The 19404-nt window shown below is 42.7% G+C and carries 14 protein-coding genes; 11 read left to right on the forward strand and 3 right to left on the reverse strand.

What is annotated here, in order from left to right; all coding sequences use genetic code 11:
* Positions 1-95: 95 nt before the first annotated feature.
* From AC1F2U_RS28480 to AC1F2U_RS28520, 9 genes are all read left to right on the forward strand, one after another.
* The gene (locus AC1F2U_RS28480; protein WP_480264189.1) at positions 96-1439 is read left to right on the forward strand and encodes an amidohydrolase family protein; all 1344 of its coding nucleotides are present in this window, start codon (positions 96-98) and stop codon (positions 1437-1439) included.
* Positions 1440-1488: 49 nt separating this feature from the next.
* Positions 1489-2991: an amidohydrolase family protein gene (locus tag AC1F2U_RS28485; protein ID WP_480264190.1), complete on the forward strand. Its 1503-nt coding sequence runs from the start codon at positions 1489-1491 to the stop codon at positions 2989-2991.
* A gap of 243 nt (positions 2992-3234) precedes the next feature.
* On the forward strand, positions 3235-4524 hold the full coding sequence (locus tag AC1F2U_RS28490) for an acyl-CoA dehydrogenase family protein (protein WP_480264191.1): 1290 nt from the start codon (positions 3235-3237) through the stop codon (positions 4522-4524).
* 83 nt (positions 4525-4607) lie between these two features.
* Positions 4608-5429, forward strand: a complete 822-nt coding sequence (locus AC1F2U_RS28495) for a class I SAM-dependent methyltransferase (RefSeq protein WP_480264192.1) — start codon at positions 4608-4610, stop codon at positions 5427-5429.
* Positions 5430-5740: 311 nt separating this feature from the next.
* Positions 5741-6847, forward strand: a complete 1107-nt coding sequence (locus tag AC1F2U_RS28500; protein ID WP_480264193.1) for an aliphatic sulfonate ABC transporter substrate-binding protein — start codon at positions 5741-5743, stop codon at positions 6845-6847.
* Positions 6848-6883: 36 nt separating this feature from the next.
* Positions 6884-7747 (forward strand): TauD/TfdA dioxygenase family protein, encoded by an 864-nt coding sequence (locus AC1F2U_RS28505; RefSeq protein ID WP_480264194.1) that lies wholly within the window; start codon positions 6884-6886, stop codon positions 7745-7747.
* A 117-nt stretch (positions 7748-7864) separates the two neighbouring features.
* A protein-coding gene (locus AC1F2U_RS28510) for an IS630 family transposase (protein ID WP_480264195.1) occupies positions 7865-8898 on the forward strand; the annotation gives its coding sequence in 2 pieces (ribosomal slippage) (positions 7865-8291 and positions 8291-8898; 1035 coding nt in all).
* 34 nt (positions 8899-8932) lie between these two features.
* On the forward strand, positions 8933-9151 hold the full coding sequence (locus AC1F2U_RS28515) for a hypothetical protein (protein WP_480264196.1): 219 nt from the start codon (positions 8933-8935) through the stop codon (positions 9149-9151).
* Positions 9152-9236: 85 nt separating this feature from the next.
* The gene (locus AC1F2U_RS28520) at positions 9237-10325 is read left to right on the forward strand and encodes a sulfonate ABC transporter substrate-binding protein (RefSeq protein ID WP_480264197.1); all 1089 of its coding nucleotides are present in this window, start codon (positions 9237-9239) and stop codon (positions 10323-10325) included.
* 22 nt (positions 10326-10347) lie between these two features.
* On the opposite strand, the gene AC1F2U_RS28525 is transcribed toward AC1F2U_RS28520, so the two are convergent.
* On the reverse strand, positions 10348-14172 hold the full coding sequence (locus AC1F2U_RS28525; protein ID WP_480264198.1) for a PAS domain S-box protein: 3825 nt from the start codon (positions 14170-14172) through the stop codon (positions 10348-10350).
* Positions 14173-14229: 57 nt separating this feature from the next.
* Positions 14230-14706: a GAF domain-containing protein gene (locus AC1F2U_RS28530; RefSeq protein WP_480264199.1), complete on the reverse strand. Its 477-nt coding sequence runs from the start codon at positions 14704-14706 to the stop codon at positions 14230-14232.
* 187 nt (positions 14707-14893) lie between these two features.
* Here AC1F2U_RS28530 and AC1F2U_RS28535 point away from each other — a divergent pair, with 187 nt between their 5' ends.
* A complete protein-coding gene (locus AC1F2U_RS28535; protein ID WP_480264200.1) occupies positions 14894-15178 on the forward strand; it encodes a hypothetical protein in 285 nt (94 codons plus the stop codon).
* Between the two features lie 191 nt (positions 15179-15369).
* Positions 15370-17577 carry a CHASE2 domain-containing protein gene (locus AC1F2U_RS28540; protein WP_480264226.1) on the forward strand — a complete coding sequence of 736 codons (2208 nt, stop codon included), beginning with the start codon at positions 15370-15372 and terminating at the stop codon, positions 17575-17577.
* Positions 17578-17697: 120 nt separating this feature from the next.
* On the opposite strand, the gene AC1F2U_RS28545 is transcribed toward AC1F2U_RS28540, so the two are convergent.
* Entirely contained in the window at positions 17698-19329 is a 1632-nt protein-coding gene (locus AC1F2U_RS28545) for a helix-turn-helix domain-containing protein (protein WP_480264201.1), read from the reverse strand.
* Positions 19330-19404: the final 75 nt, after the last annotated feature.

A 19404-nucleotide genomic window follows, 5' to 3' on the forward strand; every position in this document is an offset into this window, starting at 1 on the left:
GAATCGTACTTGTCTTGAATGCTTTCTACTACCTGCTTATCAGACATATAAGCCTTTAATTCGGTTACATTCCGATCATCTAACCATTCGGCAAATTGTTCAAGTTATTTTTACATGATGCCTTACCCGGTGCATCTCGCTCTAAATGGTTCAAGCAATCTTGGGATGAACGCCGCGCTAACCGCACCGCCCGCCCTCCCTTCTGGACTCGCCCCACTAACGACGCCCTAAATTTAGCTACAGTTAGTTTGCCAAAGTTACTGCACGAACGCTTGCAAGAAGCTGGTACAGACTTTGCCGTTGTGTATCCCAACTTGGCAACGATGGCTCCACACATCGGGAATGAAGAAATGCGGCGGGCTGTTTGTCGTGCAACGAACACGTACCACGCTGATATTTTCCGCCCTTATAGCGATCGCTTAACACCCATTGCTGCTATTCCTATGAATACGCCCGACGAGGCGATCAAAGAATTGGAATATGCTGTGAAAGTGCTGGGACTAAAAGCCATTCAAATCCCCGGACATGTCCGCCGCCCCATTCCTGCCTTCGAGAAGTATGGCGAAGAAGTAGCCAACGAAGCCATCTGGATTGATACCTTTGGCTTGGATAGTAAGTATGATTACGATCCCTTCTGGGCGAAGTGCGTAGAACTGAAAGTTGTACCCACCACCCACTCTTCCGGTATGGGCTGGATAAATCGGCGTTCCATTAGCAATTACCAATACAACCATATTGGTCACTTTGCATCGGCTGCGGAAGCACTATGTAAATCTCTGTTCTTTGGTGGTGTAACTCACCGCTTCCCCACACTCAAGTTTGCCTTTTTAGAAGGAGGTTCCGCTTGGGGTGCTAGTTTGTACACCGATTTGATTTGGCACTGGGATACCCGCAATAAAGACCATTTGGTGGAAAACAACAATCCTGCCAATATCGATCGCGAAGAATTGCTAGAACTCTATACCCGTTACGGTGGCGAATTAGTACATGGTCGTTTGGATCAACTAGGTAGCGGTTTAGGTTTCCACGCTGAGTTATTATCTCCCATAGAACCAGGTGATTTAGATGAATTCGCCGTTGCAGGAGTTACCAAGCCAGAGGATATCCGCGATCGCTTCTTGAATCACTTCTACTTTGGTACAGAATCAGATGATACCCGTGTAGCCCAAGCTTTTAACCGCAAAGCTAATCCTTATGGCGATCGCGTTAAAGCCTTTTTGGGTTCCGATTCTGGTCATTGGGATGTACCTGATATTACTGCGATCGCAGCCAATACCTATTCAATGGTAGAACGCAAGATTATCACCGAAGAAGATTTGCAATATTTCCTGTCAATTCATCCCTTGGAGTTGTACACCAGCCTGAATCGTGACTTTTTCAAAGGTACGGCTGTGGAGAAAACAGCAGATGAATTTTTGGCTGCAAAAGAGACGCGATAAATCGCCGTCTCTACAAGAATCATAAACTATTTGATGAGGGTAAACTATCATGACGATCGCTCTAGACCGCCCACAAAAAACTAGGTCTGCTCAAATTCGGGAAAAACTTGGTTATCCCATCATTGATACCGATGTACATACCCAAGAATTTGAACCGGCAGTCTTGGATTATTTAGAGCAAGTTGGTGGAACTGCACTTGTCGAACGTTTCAAAGAGAATTTACCAGGATCTTCCCGCTTTAAGTGGTACAAGCAAACTTGGGAAGAACGTTTTGCTTATCGCTCCAATCGCCCTAACTGGTGGGGCCGTCCGACAAAAAACACTTTGAATTTGGCTACCATTAGCTTGCCCAAGTTGCTGCACGAACGCTTGCAAGAAGCAGGTACAGACTTTGCCGTTGTGTACCCAAACTTGGCAACGATGGCCCCGAATATCGGCAACGAAGAAATGCGGCGGGCTGTTTGTCGGGCAGTTAACACTTACCATGCTGACATTTTCCGTCCTTATAGCGATCGCTTAACACCCATCGCCGCCATTCCCCTGCATACTCCCGAAGAAGGGATTGAAGAATTGGAATATGCAGTGAATGTTCTGGGACTCAAAGCAATTCAAATCCCCGGTTACGTTCGTCGGCCAATTCCTGCCTTTGAGAAGTACGGCAAAGAAGTGGCTAACGAAGTGGTTTGGATTGATAACTTTGGCTTAGATAGCGAGTATGATTACGATCCATTCTGGGCTAAGTGCGTAGAACTGAAGGTTGTACCCACAACTCACGCTTCTAGCCAAGGTTGGACAACACAGCGTTCTGTCACCAACGCCCAGTATAATCACATTAATCACTTTGCCTTTGCAGCAGAAGCATTATGCAAATCGCTGTTCTTTGGTGGAGTTACGCGCCGCTTCCCACAATTAAAGTTTGCCTTCTTAGAAGGTGGTTCAGCTTGGGGTGCTAGTCTATACGCTGATATTATTTGGCACTGGGAAACGCGCAACAAACAACATTTGTTGTCAAATAATAATCCTGCGATTATCGACAAAGAAGCATTAGTAGAGTTGTATACTCGCTACGGTGGCGAACTTGTAGATGGACGCTTAGATCAGATTGGTGACGGTTTAGGATTCCACCATCAACTATTAGCACCAGAAAATCCAGGCGAACTCGACGAATTTGAACTAGCAGGAATTGAGAAGCCAGAAGATGTGCGCGATCGCTTCTTGAATCATTTCTACTTCGGTACAGAATCAGACGATACCCGTGTCAGCCAAGCTTTTAATCGTGCCGCTAATCCCTTTGGCGATGCCTACGGCGGGCAAAGCCAACGCGTTAAAGCCTTCTTGGGTTCAGATTCCGGTCACTGGGATGTGCCTGATATCACCGCCGTTACAGCCAACGCCTACTCAATGGCAGAACGCGAAATCATTACCGAAGAAGACCTCCGCTACTTCCTCTCAATCCATCCCTTGGAGTTGTACACCAGTCTCAATCAAGACTTCTTCAAAGGTACAGGTGTTGAGAAAGCCGCCAACGAATATCTTGCGACCAAGAAGTAACTGTCATTAGTCATTAGGTCATTTGCAAAGGACTAATGACAAAGGACAATTCTTTACAACGTTCCATGTTCCATTTCCTCTGTTCACTTGTAGCGTGGGCCTTGCCCACTCTACATTTCTCTTAAATTCTGTGTCTAATACCAACAATCTGCACCTTTATTGCATCGACTTGCACCTTTGTTGCATCGACTTGCACCCTTGATGCATTAACTTGCACCTTTATTGCATCGGTTTGCACCTTTGATGCATCGACTTGTACCTTTATTGCATTGGTTTGTGCCTTTGATGCATTGGTTTATACCTTTATTGCATCGACTTGCAAAAACTAACCTACACAAAAATGATTTAATTATGGTACTAGATATTACAAAACCAAAGGATTACATTGACCTAGCAACTTCTCTATCCAAGGAACTTGCTCAATCCGCAGTTCAACGCGATGCCAAAGCTGGAGTTCCAGAAGAGGAAATTAATAAACTACGTGAAAGTGGACTGCTACCACTGATTGTACCTAAGCAATATGGTGGAATTGGTGCAACTTGGATTGATGCTTTAAAAATTGTCAGAAAGCTATCAAAAGCTGATGGTTCAATTGGTCAATTATATGGTAATCATCTCAACTTGACGGCTCTGGCTCACGTTTCCGGTACGTCAGCCCAAAAAGAAAAATACTATAGAGAAACTGCTAAAAATAACTTATTTTGGGCAAATGCGATTAACACAAAGGATACAAGGCTGAAAATTAACCCAGAAGGCGAGAATTTTCGGGTTAATGGTGTTAAAAGCTTTGGTACAGGTATTTCCGTTGCAGATTATCGGGTATTCTCTGCTTTAGAAGATGGTGTAGAATTGCCTTTCATATTTATAATTCCCAAAGACAGGGAAGGGTTAGTTTCTAATCAAGATTGGGATAATATTGGGCAACGTCGCACTGATAGCGGTAGTTATACATTTAACAATGTTCTAGTAGAAAAAGATGAGATTTTGGGGCCACCAAATCCTCATGATAGTGCCTTCTCAACTTTTCTTGGTATTATTGCCCAGCTAACAAAAACCAACGTTTATCTAGGAATTACTAAAGGAGCCTTCGCTGCTGCTCGTGAATATACTAAAACTACTACTCAACCGTGGATTACATCAGGAGTAGATAGTGCAACTCAAGACCCATATATTCTGCATCATTACGGAGATTTTTGGGTGGAAATTCAAGCTGCGATCGCTCTAGCCGACCAAGCAGCCGAAAAGGTGCAAGCAGCATGGAATAAGGATGTAGAACTGACTCATCAGGAGAGGGGAGAAGTTGCGATCGCAGTTTCCGCAGCCAAGGCATTAGCTAGCCGTGTAGGTATAGATATTACCAACCGCATCTTTGAAGTTACCGGAACTCGCGCCACAGCAACCAAATATGGATTTGACCGTTACTGGCGAGATTTGCGAACCTTTACCCTCCACGATCCCGTGGACTACAAATTGCGTGCGATCGGGGATTGGGTACTCAACGAGCAGCTACCCGTCATTACCCAATATTCTTAGGGCATTGGTTATTTCTCTCTCCACCTTTATCCCTAAAGACGCGATGAATCGCGTCTCTACAAAATCTAAAATCCAAAATTGATATGACTCAACTCAAAACACTTCCTACCTACGACCCAAGTTTATTTGAGGGAGCCGCAGAGGGCTACGCTCAATATAGAACCAAATACCCACCGATTGTATTCGATAAGCTAGCCCAAATATTTAATCTCAATGGTCAAGGACGACTCCTTGATTTGGGTACTGGCCCAGGGTTAATTTCAATTCCTCTGCGAACCAAATTTGAAGAAGTTGTAGCGATCGATCCCGATCCAGAAATGATTGCAGAAGCTAAACGGCAAGCAGCAGCAGTCGGAGCAAATAATATTACTTGGTTAGAACAAGGAGCCGAATTAATCGACTCTAGTTTAGGGAAATTTAAGTTAACCACCATTGGTAGAGCCTTCCACTGGATGGAACGCGAATTAGTGCTTGAACGCCTTTATGAATTGCTAACTGATGATGGTGGAATAGCACTGCTTCAGACTGGTGACAACCCTTGGGAAAGCAATCTACCTTGGAAACAAGCTGCTGTTGGAGTAGTGAAAAAATGGTTAGGCAATGAGCGGCGGACTGGACAACGAGGACAAGGCACTCGTAAGCCAGTAGATCCTCCTCATGAAGTCGTAATTGGCAATTCGGCTTTTGCTCGTCAAGAAAACTATGAAGTGCTATTTGAAAAATCTTGGACTCTCGATAGCTATCTTGGCTATTTATACACTACAGCCTTCTCTTTGAAAATTTTCTATGGTGATAACGCTCCAGCATTTGAAAAGGATCTTAGAGAAGCGCTACTAGCAGTTGAGCCGTCTGGACATTTTACAGAAGAACTCAAAGCTACAATTTTAGTCGCTTGGAAGCACTAGCAAAATTGAACACGAACAAGACAGAGTTTCACTTCCAAGTTTCAATTTTCCACTAGCACAACATTGGAGTGGGATCTTCTCACTCCACTTCCTAAACTTTCCCTCCTAACTATTAAATTTTCAGTTCCTCGAGTCGTTGCAGAGTGGGTATCACCCACTCTTTTCCCTAATTTCATCAAGAAAGGTTTTAAATTTAGAAAAAATATTTATTGTAGTTTTTAAATAACTTAATAAAAAAGATTTTTTGTTTTTTATATTGCAATTAATCATCATTGTTCTAACCCCTTAAAGGTAAATTAATAAAACAACCCATGTCAGCTTTAAAAGGAAAGTTTGAATTCAGAAAAAGCCAGAGAACAACACGTCGTTCCTTGTTGTTTGCTCTGGGCTACTGCTTAATGCTATCAACAGCCCTATCGAGTTGTAGTGAAGCAAAAAATAACACTCAACAGTCGGCAACTTCGCCTGAATCTGTGGTTTCATCCAGCACTACAGAGAAGTCAACAGAAAAGCAAGTAGTACGGATTGTACGTTCCAAACAACTTTCTGCTCTAGCAGTTTTAGAAAAGCAGGGTTCCTTGGAAAAGCGATTAGAGCCTCTGGGTTTTAAAGTACAGTGGGCTGAGTTTGCGGCTGGGCCACAACAACTAGAAGCCCTGAATGCCAATGGACTGGATATCGCATCTACAGCCGAATCGCCTCCTGTATTTTCACAAGCAGCAGGAGCGCCTCTTGTTTATCTAGCTACTACACACCCTAGTGGGAAAGCCATTTCACTTTTAGTTCCTGTCAACTCTCCAGTTAAAAGTGTTACTGATTTGAAGGGTAAAAAAGTAGCTTTTCAGAAAGCCTCTATCGGTCACTATTTATTAGTTAAGGCATTAGAAGATGCAGGACTAAAACTGAGCGATGTCCAATCAGTTTTTCTCACGCCGCCAGATGCAAATGCGGCATTCAGTCAAAACAAGGTGGATGCTTGGTATATTTGGGAGCCATTCGCTACCAGAAATGTACAAAATAAAATCGCTCGTGTTTTAGCAGATGGTGATAAGTTGCGGGATACTGGCAACTTTTACTCAACCTCACGCCAGTTTTATCAGGCTCATCCTGATGTGATCAAAGTGTTTTTAGAGGAATTAGAAAAAGCAGAAATCTGGACTAAAAATCATCCCAAAAAAGTTGCACAATTACTTGCTCCTGTAACTCAACTAGATCCACCGACTCTAGAAATAATGCATAAAAAATATGAATATGGGCTGGTACCAATCACTGAGAAAACCATTACTAAGCAACAGGAAGTTGCAGACAAATGGTACAGCTTAGGACTTATCCCCAAGAAGGTGAATGTTAGAGACGGGTTTTTAACACCTGAAGAGTACGCCAAAATTACTCCTTCAGAAGTTCTAGCAAATAAGTAATTATCTCAAGAAAAAATTAAAGCACAGGAGAATATTATGCCAATCTCGACTTTGACAAAAGTTAAAATTAGGTCTATTGATGCCCCTTTGGGAGCGATAGTTACCGATCTTGATGCCAGTCAAGCGATCGCACCTGAAGTCATATTACAACTTAAGCAAGCTCTGCGCGATCGCCACATCTTAATTTTCAAAGACCAAAAGCTCTCGGATAAAGAACTTTTGAACTTTTCTCTATATTTTGGCGCACTCTTTGTACCATCTGATGAAACTCCAGTATTAGCTTCTAAACCAGGAGAAACTCCGGTGGTGATTTCTATTTCAAATGTCGATGGTGGCTATACCGGTACTGGAGAATTAACTTTCCATTCCGATCACAAATGGACTCCTACCCCATCTAGTGGTTCGCTTCTTTATGCGTTGGAAATACCAACTCATGGTGGAGATACTTATTGGTTAAATACCAATTTAGCCTATGAGGCATTAGATGAAGCCACCAAAGAACGGATTGCAGATTTGCAGTTAATTACCTACAACCCATTTTTGCAAGACCGGAATGCACCTCGCCCTTTATATCGTTTAGACAAAACTATTCCTTTAATCAGTCCGATCTTTCCCCATCCTTTAGTTAGAACACATCCAGAAAGTGGTAAAAAGCATCTTTATTTAGATGCTGCTACAGAAGTGGAAATTGTCGGGTTAGAGCCGGAAGCAGGATCTAAACTAATTGAACAGTTGAGGCAACATTTAACTCAACCCAAGTTCTACTACCAACATAAATGGTCAGTAGGTGATATTGTCTACTGGGATAATCAAGCTACCTTACATTACCGTCAAGCATTCAATCCGAATGAGCGACGAGTATTAAAGCGGGTTAGCCTTGCAGGTAGTCGTCCCTTTTAGAATTTATATCTCAGAAGATTAAGCTAATGGGCATTTGATTCTATAGCAATCCGGAATCATTCGTGAGAAAATACTGAGGCAGCATGAAAGTTATATTTGCGACTACAGGTAAAATGTATGTGGTTACAATCATTAACAGAGTTCATTAAAAACAGCCAGGATAATCGTGAAATTAAACGAGCAAACGCAGTTAAAATGTTGCTCTGCGGATATAAGCATGAGGCGATAATACCAATATTGGGTGTTTCATCCGGTTTCATCAGTAAATGGAAAAAAGCATTTTTTCAAAACGGAGTCGAGGGTTTAAAGCTAGCACATAAAGGAAGTAAAGGATTTTTGAACCCACAACAACGTGTAGAGATAATAGAATGGCTTTTCACAAAGGAATTATGGACTTGTAATGAGTTAGAGTACCAGATTGCATCGAAGTATGGTGTCGCATTTGAATCGAAGCAAAGCTATTACGATTTATTCAATGAAGCACGTATTAGTTGGAAGAAAACTCAAGCTCATAATCCAAAACATAACCCAGAATTAGTTACCTTAAAAAAAAAGAAATTTGTGAGTTATTGGAAATGCGACCAGAGGAAATAGAGTCTGGTGAACTAGTTGTATTCATGGTAGATGAATGTCATCTACTATGGGGAGACATCTGTGGATATGTTTGGGGAAAGACTAGTGAACGAATATCGATTCCGGTAGTAAACGCTCGTGAAAAACAAACATACTTCGGTGGATTAGATTACAAAACGAAAGAATTTCTCACTTACCCTGCTAAAAAAGGTGATTCGGAAAATACGATTAATTTTTTGGAATATCTTCGCTCACAGCGTCCAGGAGCAGGACTTTTAATCGTTTGGGATGGCGCCAGTTACCATCGTTCGCAGCAAATTAAAGATTATTTACACTCCTTGAATGGTGAACTAGAAAAAGAACAATGGCTGATAACGTGTGAGAGATTTGCCCCAAATGCACCACAACAAAACCCTGTAGAAGATATTTGGCTCTCTGCAAAAAGATTGATCAGAGAGTTTTATTTTTTCTGTCATTCTTTCTCTGTAGTTAAGGCTTTATTTGAATTATCGATTCATTGTCAAACTTTTGACTTTCCCAAGCTCAATGAGTATGGTGTTTTCTCACAAATCATTTAGGATTGCTATAGCTGCTTGCTCGCTCACGATACCAATGAGCATAGTTGGTTGCAGCCAAGAAACCAAAACTACTCAAAACGAACCATCCACAATTAGTACACAATCTCAAAGTCAAATAGTTTCTAATACTTTACAAAAGCAAGAGCTACGAGTTGTTTATTCTAAGCTTGGTTCTCTTGCCGTTATGAGAAAGCAAGGAACTCTAGAAAAAAGTTTGGCACAGCTGATTCAATTAAATCTAACAAGTAAATAATTGTAATCAAGTTTAATAAACTGAAAAATTTACGTTATTAGCTAATGCTTTTCAATCGTAGTTAATCAAAAATTGAGGTGCAAAAATGTTTAATAATTTCATGAAAACTAAGACGACAGTAATCAGTCAATTCGCCTTATTTATAATCCCTGGTTTTGTAGCTTTATCTACTACTTTAATAAGTTGTACGTCAACTGTATCTAATACAAATACAGGAATTGCTCCTAAAGCAGAACCAGCAGGGGCTAAGACTATAACCTTTAAAACAAAGTTGCTGCGAATAGGGTATCAAAGCTCTGGTGATTTAGTTAGAGTCAGAGGAGTTTTAGAAAAACGTTTGGAGCCTTTGGGCTTAAAAGTAGAGTGGTCACAATTTGCTCAAGGGCCACAACTCATGGAAGCGATGAATGTGGGCAAAATTGATATTGGCTCAGTTGGAGAAACTCCTCCGATCTTTGCCCAAGCTGCGGGTGCAAGAATCATTTATTTGGCTGGGAGAAGACTTGGCCCAAATTCTGGTAAAGGTAGTGCGATCGCAGTTCCGAAAAACTCTCCAATTAAAACTTTAGCTGATATCAAAGGTCAAAAAGTAGTCTTTCAAAAAGGTTCTGCTTCTCACTATTTTATCATCCAAGCCTTAAAAGAAGTAGGTTTAAAATATAGTGATATTCAAGTTTTAAGTATGCCCAATGTGGAAGCTCGTGGTGCATTTATTCAGGGCACTATTCCAGTTTGGGTAACTGGCGATCCTCATTTAGCTTTAGTAGAAAAACTCCACGGTGCGCGTGTGCTGAGAGATGCGACAAATATCGGTACTCCAGGCGGATACTATGTAGGAACGCGAGAATTTGCTCAGGAAAACCCCGAATTAGTTCGGATAATTTTAGAAGAAATTGATAAAAATGGTCAATGGGCAGAAGCAAATCGTAAAGAAGTAGCCAAACTTATAGCACCAGTACTCAAAATTGATTTACCCATTCAGGAAATAATTTCTAGCCGTGCTAATTATCGGCTGCGAGGAATTACTCCAGAACTAATGCAAGCCCAGCAAAGTGTTGCTGATTTGTTCTATAACGAAAAAATCTTACCCAAAAAGATTGATGTTAAAGAAGCATTGCTCACGCCTCAAGAATATGCAGCTATTACTCCCGAAACACTCATCAGTGGAAAATAAATTCGGAATTCTGACTCTTTGTTTATTCAGCGATTAAGTTAGCGATCGCATCTACTAATTCGGCTGGCTCTACTGGTTTGGCTATATGCTTGTTAAATCCGGCTTTTAGCACTTGTTGAGCGTTCATTTCTCCAGCATAGGCGGTAAGTGCGATCGCTCGAATTTTTCCTCCCTGCTCTGCTGGCAATGTTCTTAACTGTCGCATAAACATACAGCCATCTACTTCTGGCATTCCAATATCACTTAAAAGTATATCTGGCAAGGATTGGGCTAAAGTGGCTAGGGCTTCATTTGCTGATGTTACTGCTGTCACATTTGCCCCATACTGCTCTAGTAAGAAAACAATAAATTCTCGCGTATCTGTATCATCATCGACTACTAAAATTTTGACACCATTCAAATTTGAAGATGGCTCAGAATTGCTACTCTCCTGTTTAATCTCTAATTGATTTTGGATTAACGGTAGTTTTACTGTAAAAGTTGCTCCCCGATCTTCGCCCTCACTTTCTACTTGGACTGTCCCACCGTGCAGTTCGACTAAGTGACGAACAATCGCTAATCCTAACCCCAATCCACCAAATTTTCTGGTGGTGCTGCTGTTCTCTTGGCGAAAATATTCAAACACGTAAGGCAGAAAATTGGGGTCGATGCCTTTCCCTGTGTCGCTGACTTGAATGATTGCTGAGTTGGAATTTGATTTCGGACATGATGATAGTCGAATATCAACCCGTCCCCCTTCTGGTGTAAACTTAACCGCATTTGAGAGCAGGTTCCAAACGATTTGCTGCAATCGGCTGGAGTCTCCCAAAACTTGCCCCAAATTTGGTTCCAGGCTAATGTGCATATCAATTGACTTAGCTTCTGCCGATAGCCGCACTGTCTCCATTGCTGCGGAAATCACAGATGTCAGATCGACTGGGTAAATATTCAAGCTGATTTTACCTTGTAAAATCCGGGAGATATCCAGTAAGTCTTCAATCAGTTGAGCCTGTAATTTCGCATTTCGCTCAATAGTCTTCAGCGCTTGAGGAATTGTCTTTTCATCAAGTTTTTTGGTTTGGAGTAGCTTTGACCATCCTAAAATTGGGTTGAGTGGCGATCGCAATTCATGAGAAAGTACTGCCAGAAACTCATCTTTAATCCGGTTGGCATTTTCTGCTGCTTTCCGGGCAGTTTGCTCTGCCTCGTATAGGCGGGCACGTTCCATCGCTTGAGCGCACTGCTGTGCTAGTGCCAGCATAAAGGCTCGATCGTCTTGATTAAACTTTTGAATTTCGGTAAAAGCTAGAGACATTCCACCGATAGCTCGTCCCTCGATGAGCAATGGAATCGAAATCCAAGCGCCGTAGTTGGATTGAGTGTATTCCTTGGCAAGATTTGAGTAACGAGCAATCCTTGTTTCGGTTGCCTCTTCCCAAATAGGCTGCTTAGTTCTTACTGCTTCTGCCAGTGGCGCGGATGCATTAATCGAGAATCGACGCCAGGAATCTATTATTTCTTGTTGCCCGCCAACAGTTCGGATAAGTTCTAATTCAGTGCCGCTTTGAGTCACTAGTGCCACAAAAACAGAACTAGCTCCCAAAGCTGCCATACCTTGCTCTACAATTACTTCAGCAACTTGTGTGGGAGTTAAAGATTCAGAAAGGTCAGCGGTAATCGCTTGCAGACGGGTAATGCGAGATGCTGCGCGTAAAGCCGCCTGTTGAGATTGCTGTGCTTCTCTGTAGAGTCCGGCATTATCAACTGCGATCGCTGCTCGGCTAGCTAACTCCTCAGCTAACATCAAGCTTTTGGTATCGTAGAAACGACCTAAAGAAGAGACTAAAGTCATAGCTCCCAACACCCGTCCCCGAACGATTAGCGGTACGCTCATGCCAGATGTCGGATTTAGTTCTTGCAAGATTTTGAGGTGACTGGCGTTGTGGGTTAACCCTTGAAGCTGTTCCTCAGAAATAAAATGAATAATTTGTGATTTGCCCGTCCGTATTACCTTCGCAACACCTGCTGTTTGTGCCAAATCAGGCGGATAATTTTGTAACTGTTCTACCAATTCTTGTTTCTCTGGATTGGCATGGGCTGTTGCAACCCGACGGACTAATTGATTGTCACAAATAATATCAACTAAGCACCAATCAGCGATTTCCGGCACTGCTAAACGCGCCAAACCTGCTAGGGTTGTTTCGTAGTCCAATGATGCAGCCAAAATACCACTAGCTTCAGCGAGGAAACGCTGCTCCTCTTCCACTTGTTTGCGCTTAGTGATATCTCGCGAAGACGCTTGTATCTCTAAAATTTCTTGAGTTTGGCGATCGCGAATAGCTCGAATAGTTGCTTCCAACCAGATATAATGCCCGTCTTGGTGACGAGCGCGGTGAGTAACGGTATAAATATCTGGTAAATCGGCATTGACTGCGTAATTTTTCGCAATCTCTGCCAAATCGTCTGGGTGAACTAACTCCTGGCTGGGATGACCGACTAGTTCCTCTGGTTGATACCCCAATACTGTGTAGCAAGCTGGTGAAATATACAGAAGAATTCCATCTACTGTCTGGCGGGAAATAATATCAGTTGAATTCTCAGCCAGCAGCCGAAAACACGCCTCACTCTCGCGTAGTTTTGCCTCTGCCTGCTTGCGCACACTAATGTTACGGAAATAAAGTGATAACCCTGTGGCTGAAGGATAGGCGCGAACCGCAAACCATGCATCAAAGGGTGGGTAATAATCTTCAAGCTCAAGCGGCATTCCTAGAGCAACTGCGCTTTGATAAAGTTGACCAAAGCTAGTATTAGCCAGTTCTGGAAACTCTAACCACAAATTTTTTCCGAGCAGATCCTCGCGGGAACGCCCCAGAGTTCTGCTTCCCTCATGATTGAGATAGGTAAAGCGCCACTGACTATCAAAGGCAAGAAAGCCATCAGTTATGCTCTCCAAAATCTTGGTTACTTGCTCTTTGGCAGTTTCAGCCTCAACACGAGCCGCTTGCTCTCGCTCAAACAGCTGTTCCCGCTCGGCTTCTGCTTGCTTGCGCTCCGTGATTTCTTGACAGATTGCGCCTACCCAACTAATATCACTTGGTAGTTTAATCGGATAATAATTTACCGACCAGTGCCGCTGCTTTCCAGGTACGGCGGGTGTCTCTCCACTGGACTCTTGGGCAATAGATTCTCCCGTCTCGATCGCATGGTGTAAAGCTTCCATCACCGCAGCATCTACCCCAGGTAGCACTTGAGCGACGGTCTTACCGATATGCGCTTCTTGGGGAAGACCGTTAATCTCAGCTAAAGCGTCATTCAAGCGAACGTATCTCAATTTCTCATCCCATAGACCAATACCTACAGGGGCGTTATTAAAGAGGGTATCAAGCAGAACATTAGCCTCAATCAAGCGAGTCTGCTCTGTTTTCAGTAGCGCCAACAGTTGCTCGCGTTCTGCCTCAGCTTGCTTGCGTTCGCTGATATCCATGCACATTCCTACCCATTCCTGGATTTCGCCTATTTCGTCAAGTATAGGCACACCGCGTATAGCCATGTTACGGTATTCACCGTCATGCCGCAGAACGCGATACTCGGCAACTGCAACGCTGCGTCCAAAAAAGGCCTGTCTCCAAATAGCAGCTACAGATGTCCGGTCATCTGGGTGTAGTGCGTCAACCCAACCCCATCCTTTGTATTGTTCGAGACTTTGCCCAGTGAACGCCTCCCAAGTCGGAATCTCATCAACAACGTTGCCCCAAGGCCCGGCGCTCCAAACGATGGATGCGCTTGCTTCTGCCAGTGAGCGGTAGCGTGCTTCACTATGACGCAGATTTTCTTCTACTTGCTGCTGTTCATCCAAATATTGCCGCAAATCTGTAACCTCTCGATCTTTCAGATTATCAATTAAATCTTTAACAATGGTAGAATTTTATTCTTCAATCGAGACACCTGGAATTTCAAAAATCTGACGATATTTTTCCTCACTTTCTTGCAGTAATGACGAGCTTCGCTGCTGCTCAATGAACTGACCAATTTGAGTGGCGATCGCACCGATCATTTGGAGTAAATTGGTGTCAGGTTCTAAAATTTGAGCGCTGAAAAATTCTATTACACCTAAGATTTTATTACCCAACCGAATCAGAAATCCGATGGCGGTGGCAAAAAAATTCTCGTCTTGGGCGGGTTCTGAAATCCAAACAGGTTCACCACTTGCCCAAATATGACCGGCTAAACTTTCACTAAAAGCAATTGTGTGCTGGTTAAATGGTTCTTTTTCCAAGTCAGATGAATACCAAGTACTCATGGGGCGTAGAATATTAGCTTCATCGTCTACACTCCAGATTATTCCAGCTTGCCATCCTAAACTTTCGCCCAAGGATTGTAGAATAGCTGGAACCCCATTCACAAGCGTAGTTGTCTCAGAGAGGACGTGAGCGATCGCATACTGTGTACTTAGAATAGCATCTGCTATAACTTTGACTCCATCTATCTACGGCTATAGACCTTGTAAGTTGGTGATTATGTATTACATCAACTATCATCCAAGCTATTTAAGCTAGTAATAGAATTGTTTCAATTCAGGGGATAAGAATATGAAGGTTTGGCTTGCTTGCTTTTTGGTGCTGTTTGCCTTAGCAGAACTGTTTGACTGGTTGCAAGAATTTAATCTGCCATTACCTATCTATATTTTGGGTGGCGCTTTTTTAGCTGTTGCTTCTAACTATGATAAGATTGTTGGCTCCTCCACTGCTGATTCCAGCATTGAAGCATCACTGGAACAACCTCGGTTAGATTCACTAACTCCATCTACTAATCCGATTTCTTTGCCAATTACCAATCCTGTTGAAGACGTTCAAACATCTCCAATAGATGATTAGGGCTTGGCTGATTCTATGGTTGACGCTGGGCGTAAGCTTGCTTTAAAAGTAAGAATACGTCAAAGTTTCTAATTAACAAGTAAATTGTTACATTAATAGGAGCTTTAGGTTAATTAGCTTTTAACCTAGATTCCCAAAATTGACTTTTGTGCCGACAACATCTACCCAATTCAGGCTACCGCCTCAACGCCGTGATTAGTGGACTATTAGAAAAACTCCGCGTACCTTTTGTCAAAGTTCAGGATTCCCGTGAAACTTCTAAGAGCAAAAGTTGGCTACAAATTATTTTTGTTACCAGTATAGGAGTCACCGCCTTTATCTGGGGAGTTCGGGAAATCAAATGGTTACAGCCTTGGGAATTAAGAGTTTATGACCAGATGTTGCGATCGCGTCCATCAGAAGCACCCGATCGGCGGATTTTACTAGTAAAAATTACTGATGCCGATCTCAAACGAGAGAAATGGCCTCTATCAGATCGGACAATCAATCAGCTATTAAAGAAAATAGAGTCTTATCAACCGCGAATTGTTGGTTTATATCTTTTCCGACCAGAAGACAATAATTTGGCGGCTAATCTCCAAAATCAAGATAACATTGTCACTACCTGTTTGTTCAGCAGCTTGGGTAGAGATGAAATTCCCCCGCCGCCGAATGCCCCTATAGATAATGTTGGGTTTAGCGATGTGGTCACTGACAATGAAAACGACCAAAGTCTCCGCCGCACTTTATTATTTGCTAATCCCACAGACAAGAAATGTACAACATCATTTGCATTTGGGGCATTAATTGCAATTAATTATCTGGACAAACAAGGCATTAAATACGATTTTACTAAAAAAGGAGATTTTATCTTAGGTAAAATCCTGTTCCGGCGTTTACAACCTAATTCTGCTGGCTACCAACATTTGGATGCACAGGGCTATCAAATATTATTAAATTACCGTCACCCTAATAGCCTCGTCGATCAAGTAAGCCTTACAGATGTTCTTAGCGGCCAAGTCAACCCCAGCTTATTCAAAGACCGTCTGGTAATTATTGGCACTACAGCGGCTAATATCCCTCCAGGTGGCTTTTATACGCCCTACAGCGCTTTACCAGATCAACCAGCCAGAATGCCTGCTCTGTTTATTCATGCACAGATAGCAAGTCAACTCATCAGTACAGTGTTGGATGGGCGACCCTTGATTTGGTATTGGCCAAACTGGGTGGAACTTATTTGGGTGTGGGGCTGGTCGCTATTAGGTGGTGTTTTAGCATTGCGGTGGCAAAATCCGCTGCTTTTGCTGGTGGTGGAAACGATAACTCTATTTGGCTTAGTAGTAATCTGCGTTGCTTTATTTTTGCAAGCTGGATGGGTGCCATTAATCCCTGCTGCTCTTGCTTTAGTGATTAGTAGTATCTGTGCGATCGCTTATACTAGCTACCAAAATCAGCGGCAAACTCAGGTGATTGTTCTGCAAGTTGAAAAACAACAAGAAGCGATCGCCCAATTAAATGTACTCTTAGAAGATAAAACAGCAGTTCCCGACTCGTCTGTTGACTTTCCTCCCCCAGTTGATTCACCCGAAATAAAATCAGGTGATTTGCTTTTAGGTGGACGCTACAAAATCTCTCAAACTCTTGGTGCAGGTGGATTTGGTCGGACTTATTTAGCACAGGATACTCAACGACCGGGTAATCCTACTTGTGTAGTTAAAAAGTTAATGCCAGCCCGTCAAGATACACGATTTTTGCAAGTCGCTCGCAGGTTATTTAATAGTGAAGCTGAAATTTTAGAAACTTTGGGTAAACATCATCAGATTCCCGAACTACTTGCTTATTTTGAAGATGACCAAGAATTTTATTTAATTCAACAATATATTGAGGGACATACCCTAAGCGAAGAATTACCACCCGTACAAAATGTGCAAAATGAATCATTTGTAATGGAAATGCTCAAACAAGTTTTAGAAGTTCTAGAATTTGTTCATCAACATCGAGTGATTCATCGCGATCTTAAACCGACTAATATTATTAGATGTGTTAAAAATAATCGGCTGGTATTGATTGACTTTGGTGCTGTCAAATTAATGCAACCGTCGAGTAGCGAGCAAACAGAATTAGCCACAGTAGCCATTGGAACGCGAGGTTATGCACCTCCAGAACAATTTGCCGGTCATCCCCGCTTATGCAGTGACATTTATGCTTTAGGAATGATTGCTATTCAAGCCATAACTGGGATATCACCGCAAGAACTCCACCCAGATCCAGAAACGGGGAATGTGATGTGGCAACAAACCGTGCAAGTAAGTGAAGAATTAGCGGCAATTTTAGATAAAATGGTTTGCTATCATTTTAGCGATCGCTATCAATCAGCCACCGCAGTTTTACAAGATTTAAAACGTTTTTCAACTAAGTGATATGATGTCCGGCTAATTAGTTATGATTCCCTTTCTCTATGCAGAAAGCCCAAAAACCCCTCCCCTCTGCACCTCTGCCCCTCTGCGGTCTTAATGATAAGTCTTTCACCGGACACGATATTATCTGGGCGAAGCCAGAATGGGATGGGATTGCTTCTGACTGTTTGAGTCTGCTTTGTTCCTACGCCCTCTTATCTGCTTATCCCATTCGCTATGCCTAAAAACTTCATTCTCTTGTGGATGGGGTTTTTCATTTTGGAGCTTTTTAACTAGTCTGCCAAGTTTATCCTCCAGCCGATCGGCAGAGCCAAGGGTTATTCGTAGTTGATTTAGGATAGGTCTTACAATCAGATGAATTTGACTATCGTGGATGTAGTCTTTTGCTTGGGCTTGCATCGAAGCATAAGTCAGCAGATATTGCGGTGATTCTGTGACGATTTCCTCGCAGACTTGCTCAATCAAGCACTTTATCGCATATTCCATCACCACAGGTTGCTGTGTGAATCCTCCAGTATTGCTTTCTATCAAGCTACGCCAGCGTAAAGATTCGAGGACTGAGATTAACTTAGGCTTAGGCAATATTGATGTAAAAGCTGTTTGCAATTCTGTCGAGGAAAGCTTGCCCCGATTAATTGCCAGCCAGTACATCACTTGCTGCTCAGACGTGGAGAGTCTTTTGAATTGTTGTTCTAGAAGATTGCCAATACCCTTAAATACGGTTGTGCCTTCAGAAAAGAAACTGGCGATGTTACCTTCGTGTAAGTCCCGAATGGAAGTGGCGGCAATTTTCAAAGCTAGGGGATTACCACGGTAACACTCAACTAGTTGGCGGGTTTCTTCTTCGGAGCCAGATAGCCCTTTGAGTGTCAAAATTGTTTGCCCGACTGCGACTTCTAATCCTAATAAAGCAAGGGTACGAACTGGCAAACCATCACCTTCCAAGGCGGCGATTTCAGTAGGTTTTTCCCGGCTTGTGACCAGCACACAGCTTTGATGCTGTGTTTCTCCTAATCGCCACAGCAGTTCGCCATAGGGTTCGTAGCCCTCACGGTAACAGCCCGTCTCTTTACCTTGCTGCAATAATGTGTCGAAATTATCCAGAATCATCAAGCATCGAGATTTGCGGAGGTTCTCGATTAAACAAGTAATTTGCTCATAGCGGGAAGCAGGCAATGTGGTAACTTGTTGATGAGAAAGGATTTTGATGCACTCCGTAACCTTGTCGTCAAAAGAAGGTGCGTGTCGGAGCGATCGCCAAATCACATATTCAAATTCTCCCTGCAATTGTTCTGCTAACTTCACCGATAGCGCGGTTTTGCCTATACCACCCATACCTAATAGTGTGACTACACGAGCGCGATCTCTCACAATCCATTGGCTGATGGTTTCTAATTCTGTAGTACGTCCATAGAATTGGGAAACGTCGATTGCTTCTCCCCAATTTGTATAGTTCGTAAAGGGTTGAAAGTTTAAGGTTGAGGAGGTGTTTATGTCCTGTTGTCGCTGTGCAGTTCGCTTCAGCACTCCTTGCAGGTTATTTTTGGTAACTTTTTCGCCCAAAGCTTGAGAGAGCGATCGCCATAATTCCGAGCCAACATCTTTGATGTGACCGGGGTCATAAGTGACTGTTCGCGCCATTTCAAGATAAGTTATCCCTTCCCAAGCGTAGCGAAATACAATCTCTTGCGCTCTCGTTAAGCGTCCTCGTTCCAATAATTGCTCAACTATTGCGATCGCTTCTTCAACCGTCATTTCTTTCGGTAGTAATACACTCTTACTACAATATTCACACCATAAACTTGATTTTTAGCCAAAAGTTTACGTAAA

It is taken from the genome of Nostoc sp. LEGE 12454, assembly GCF_056620565.1.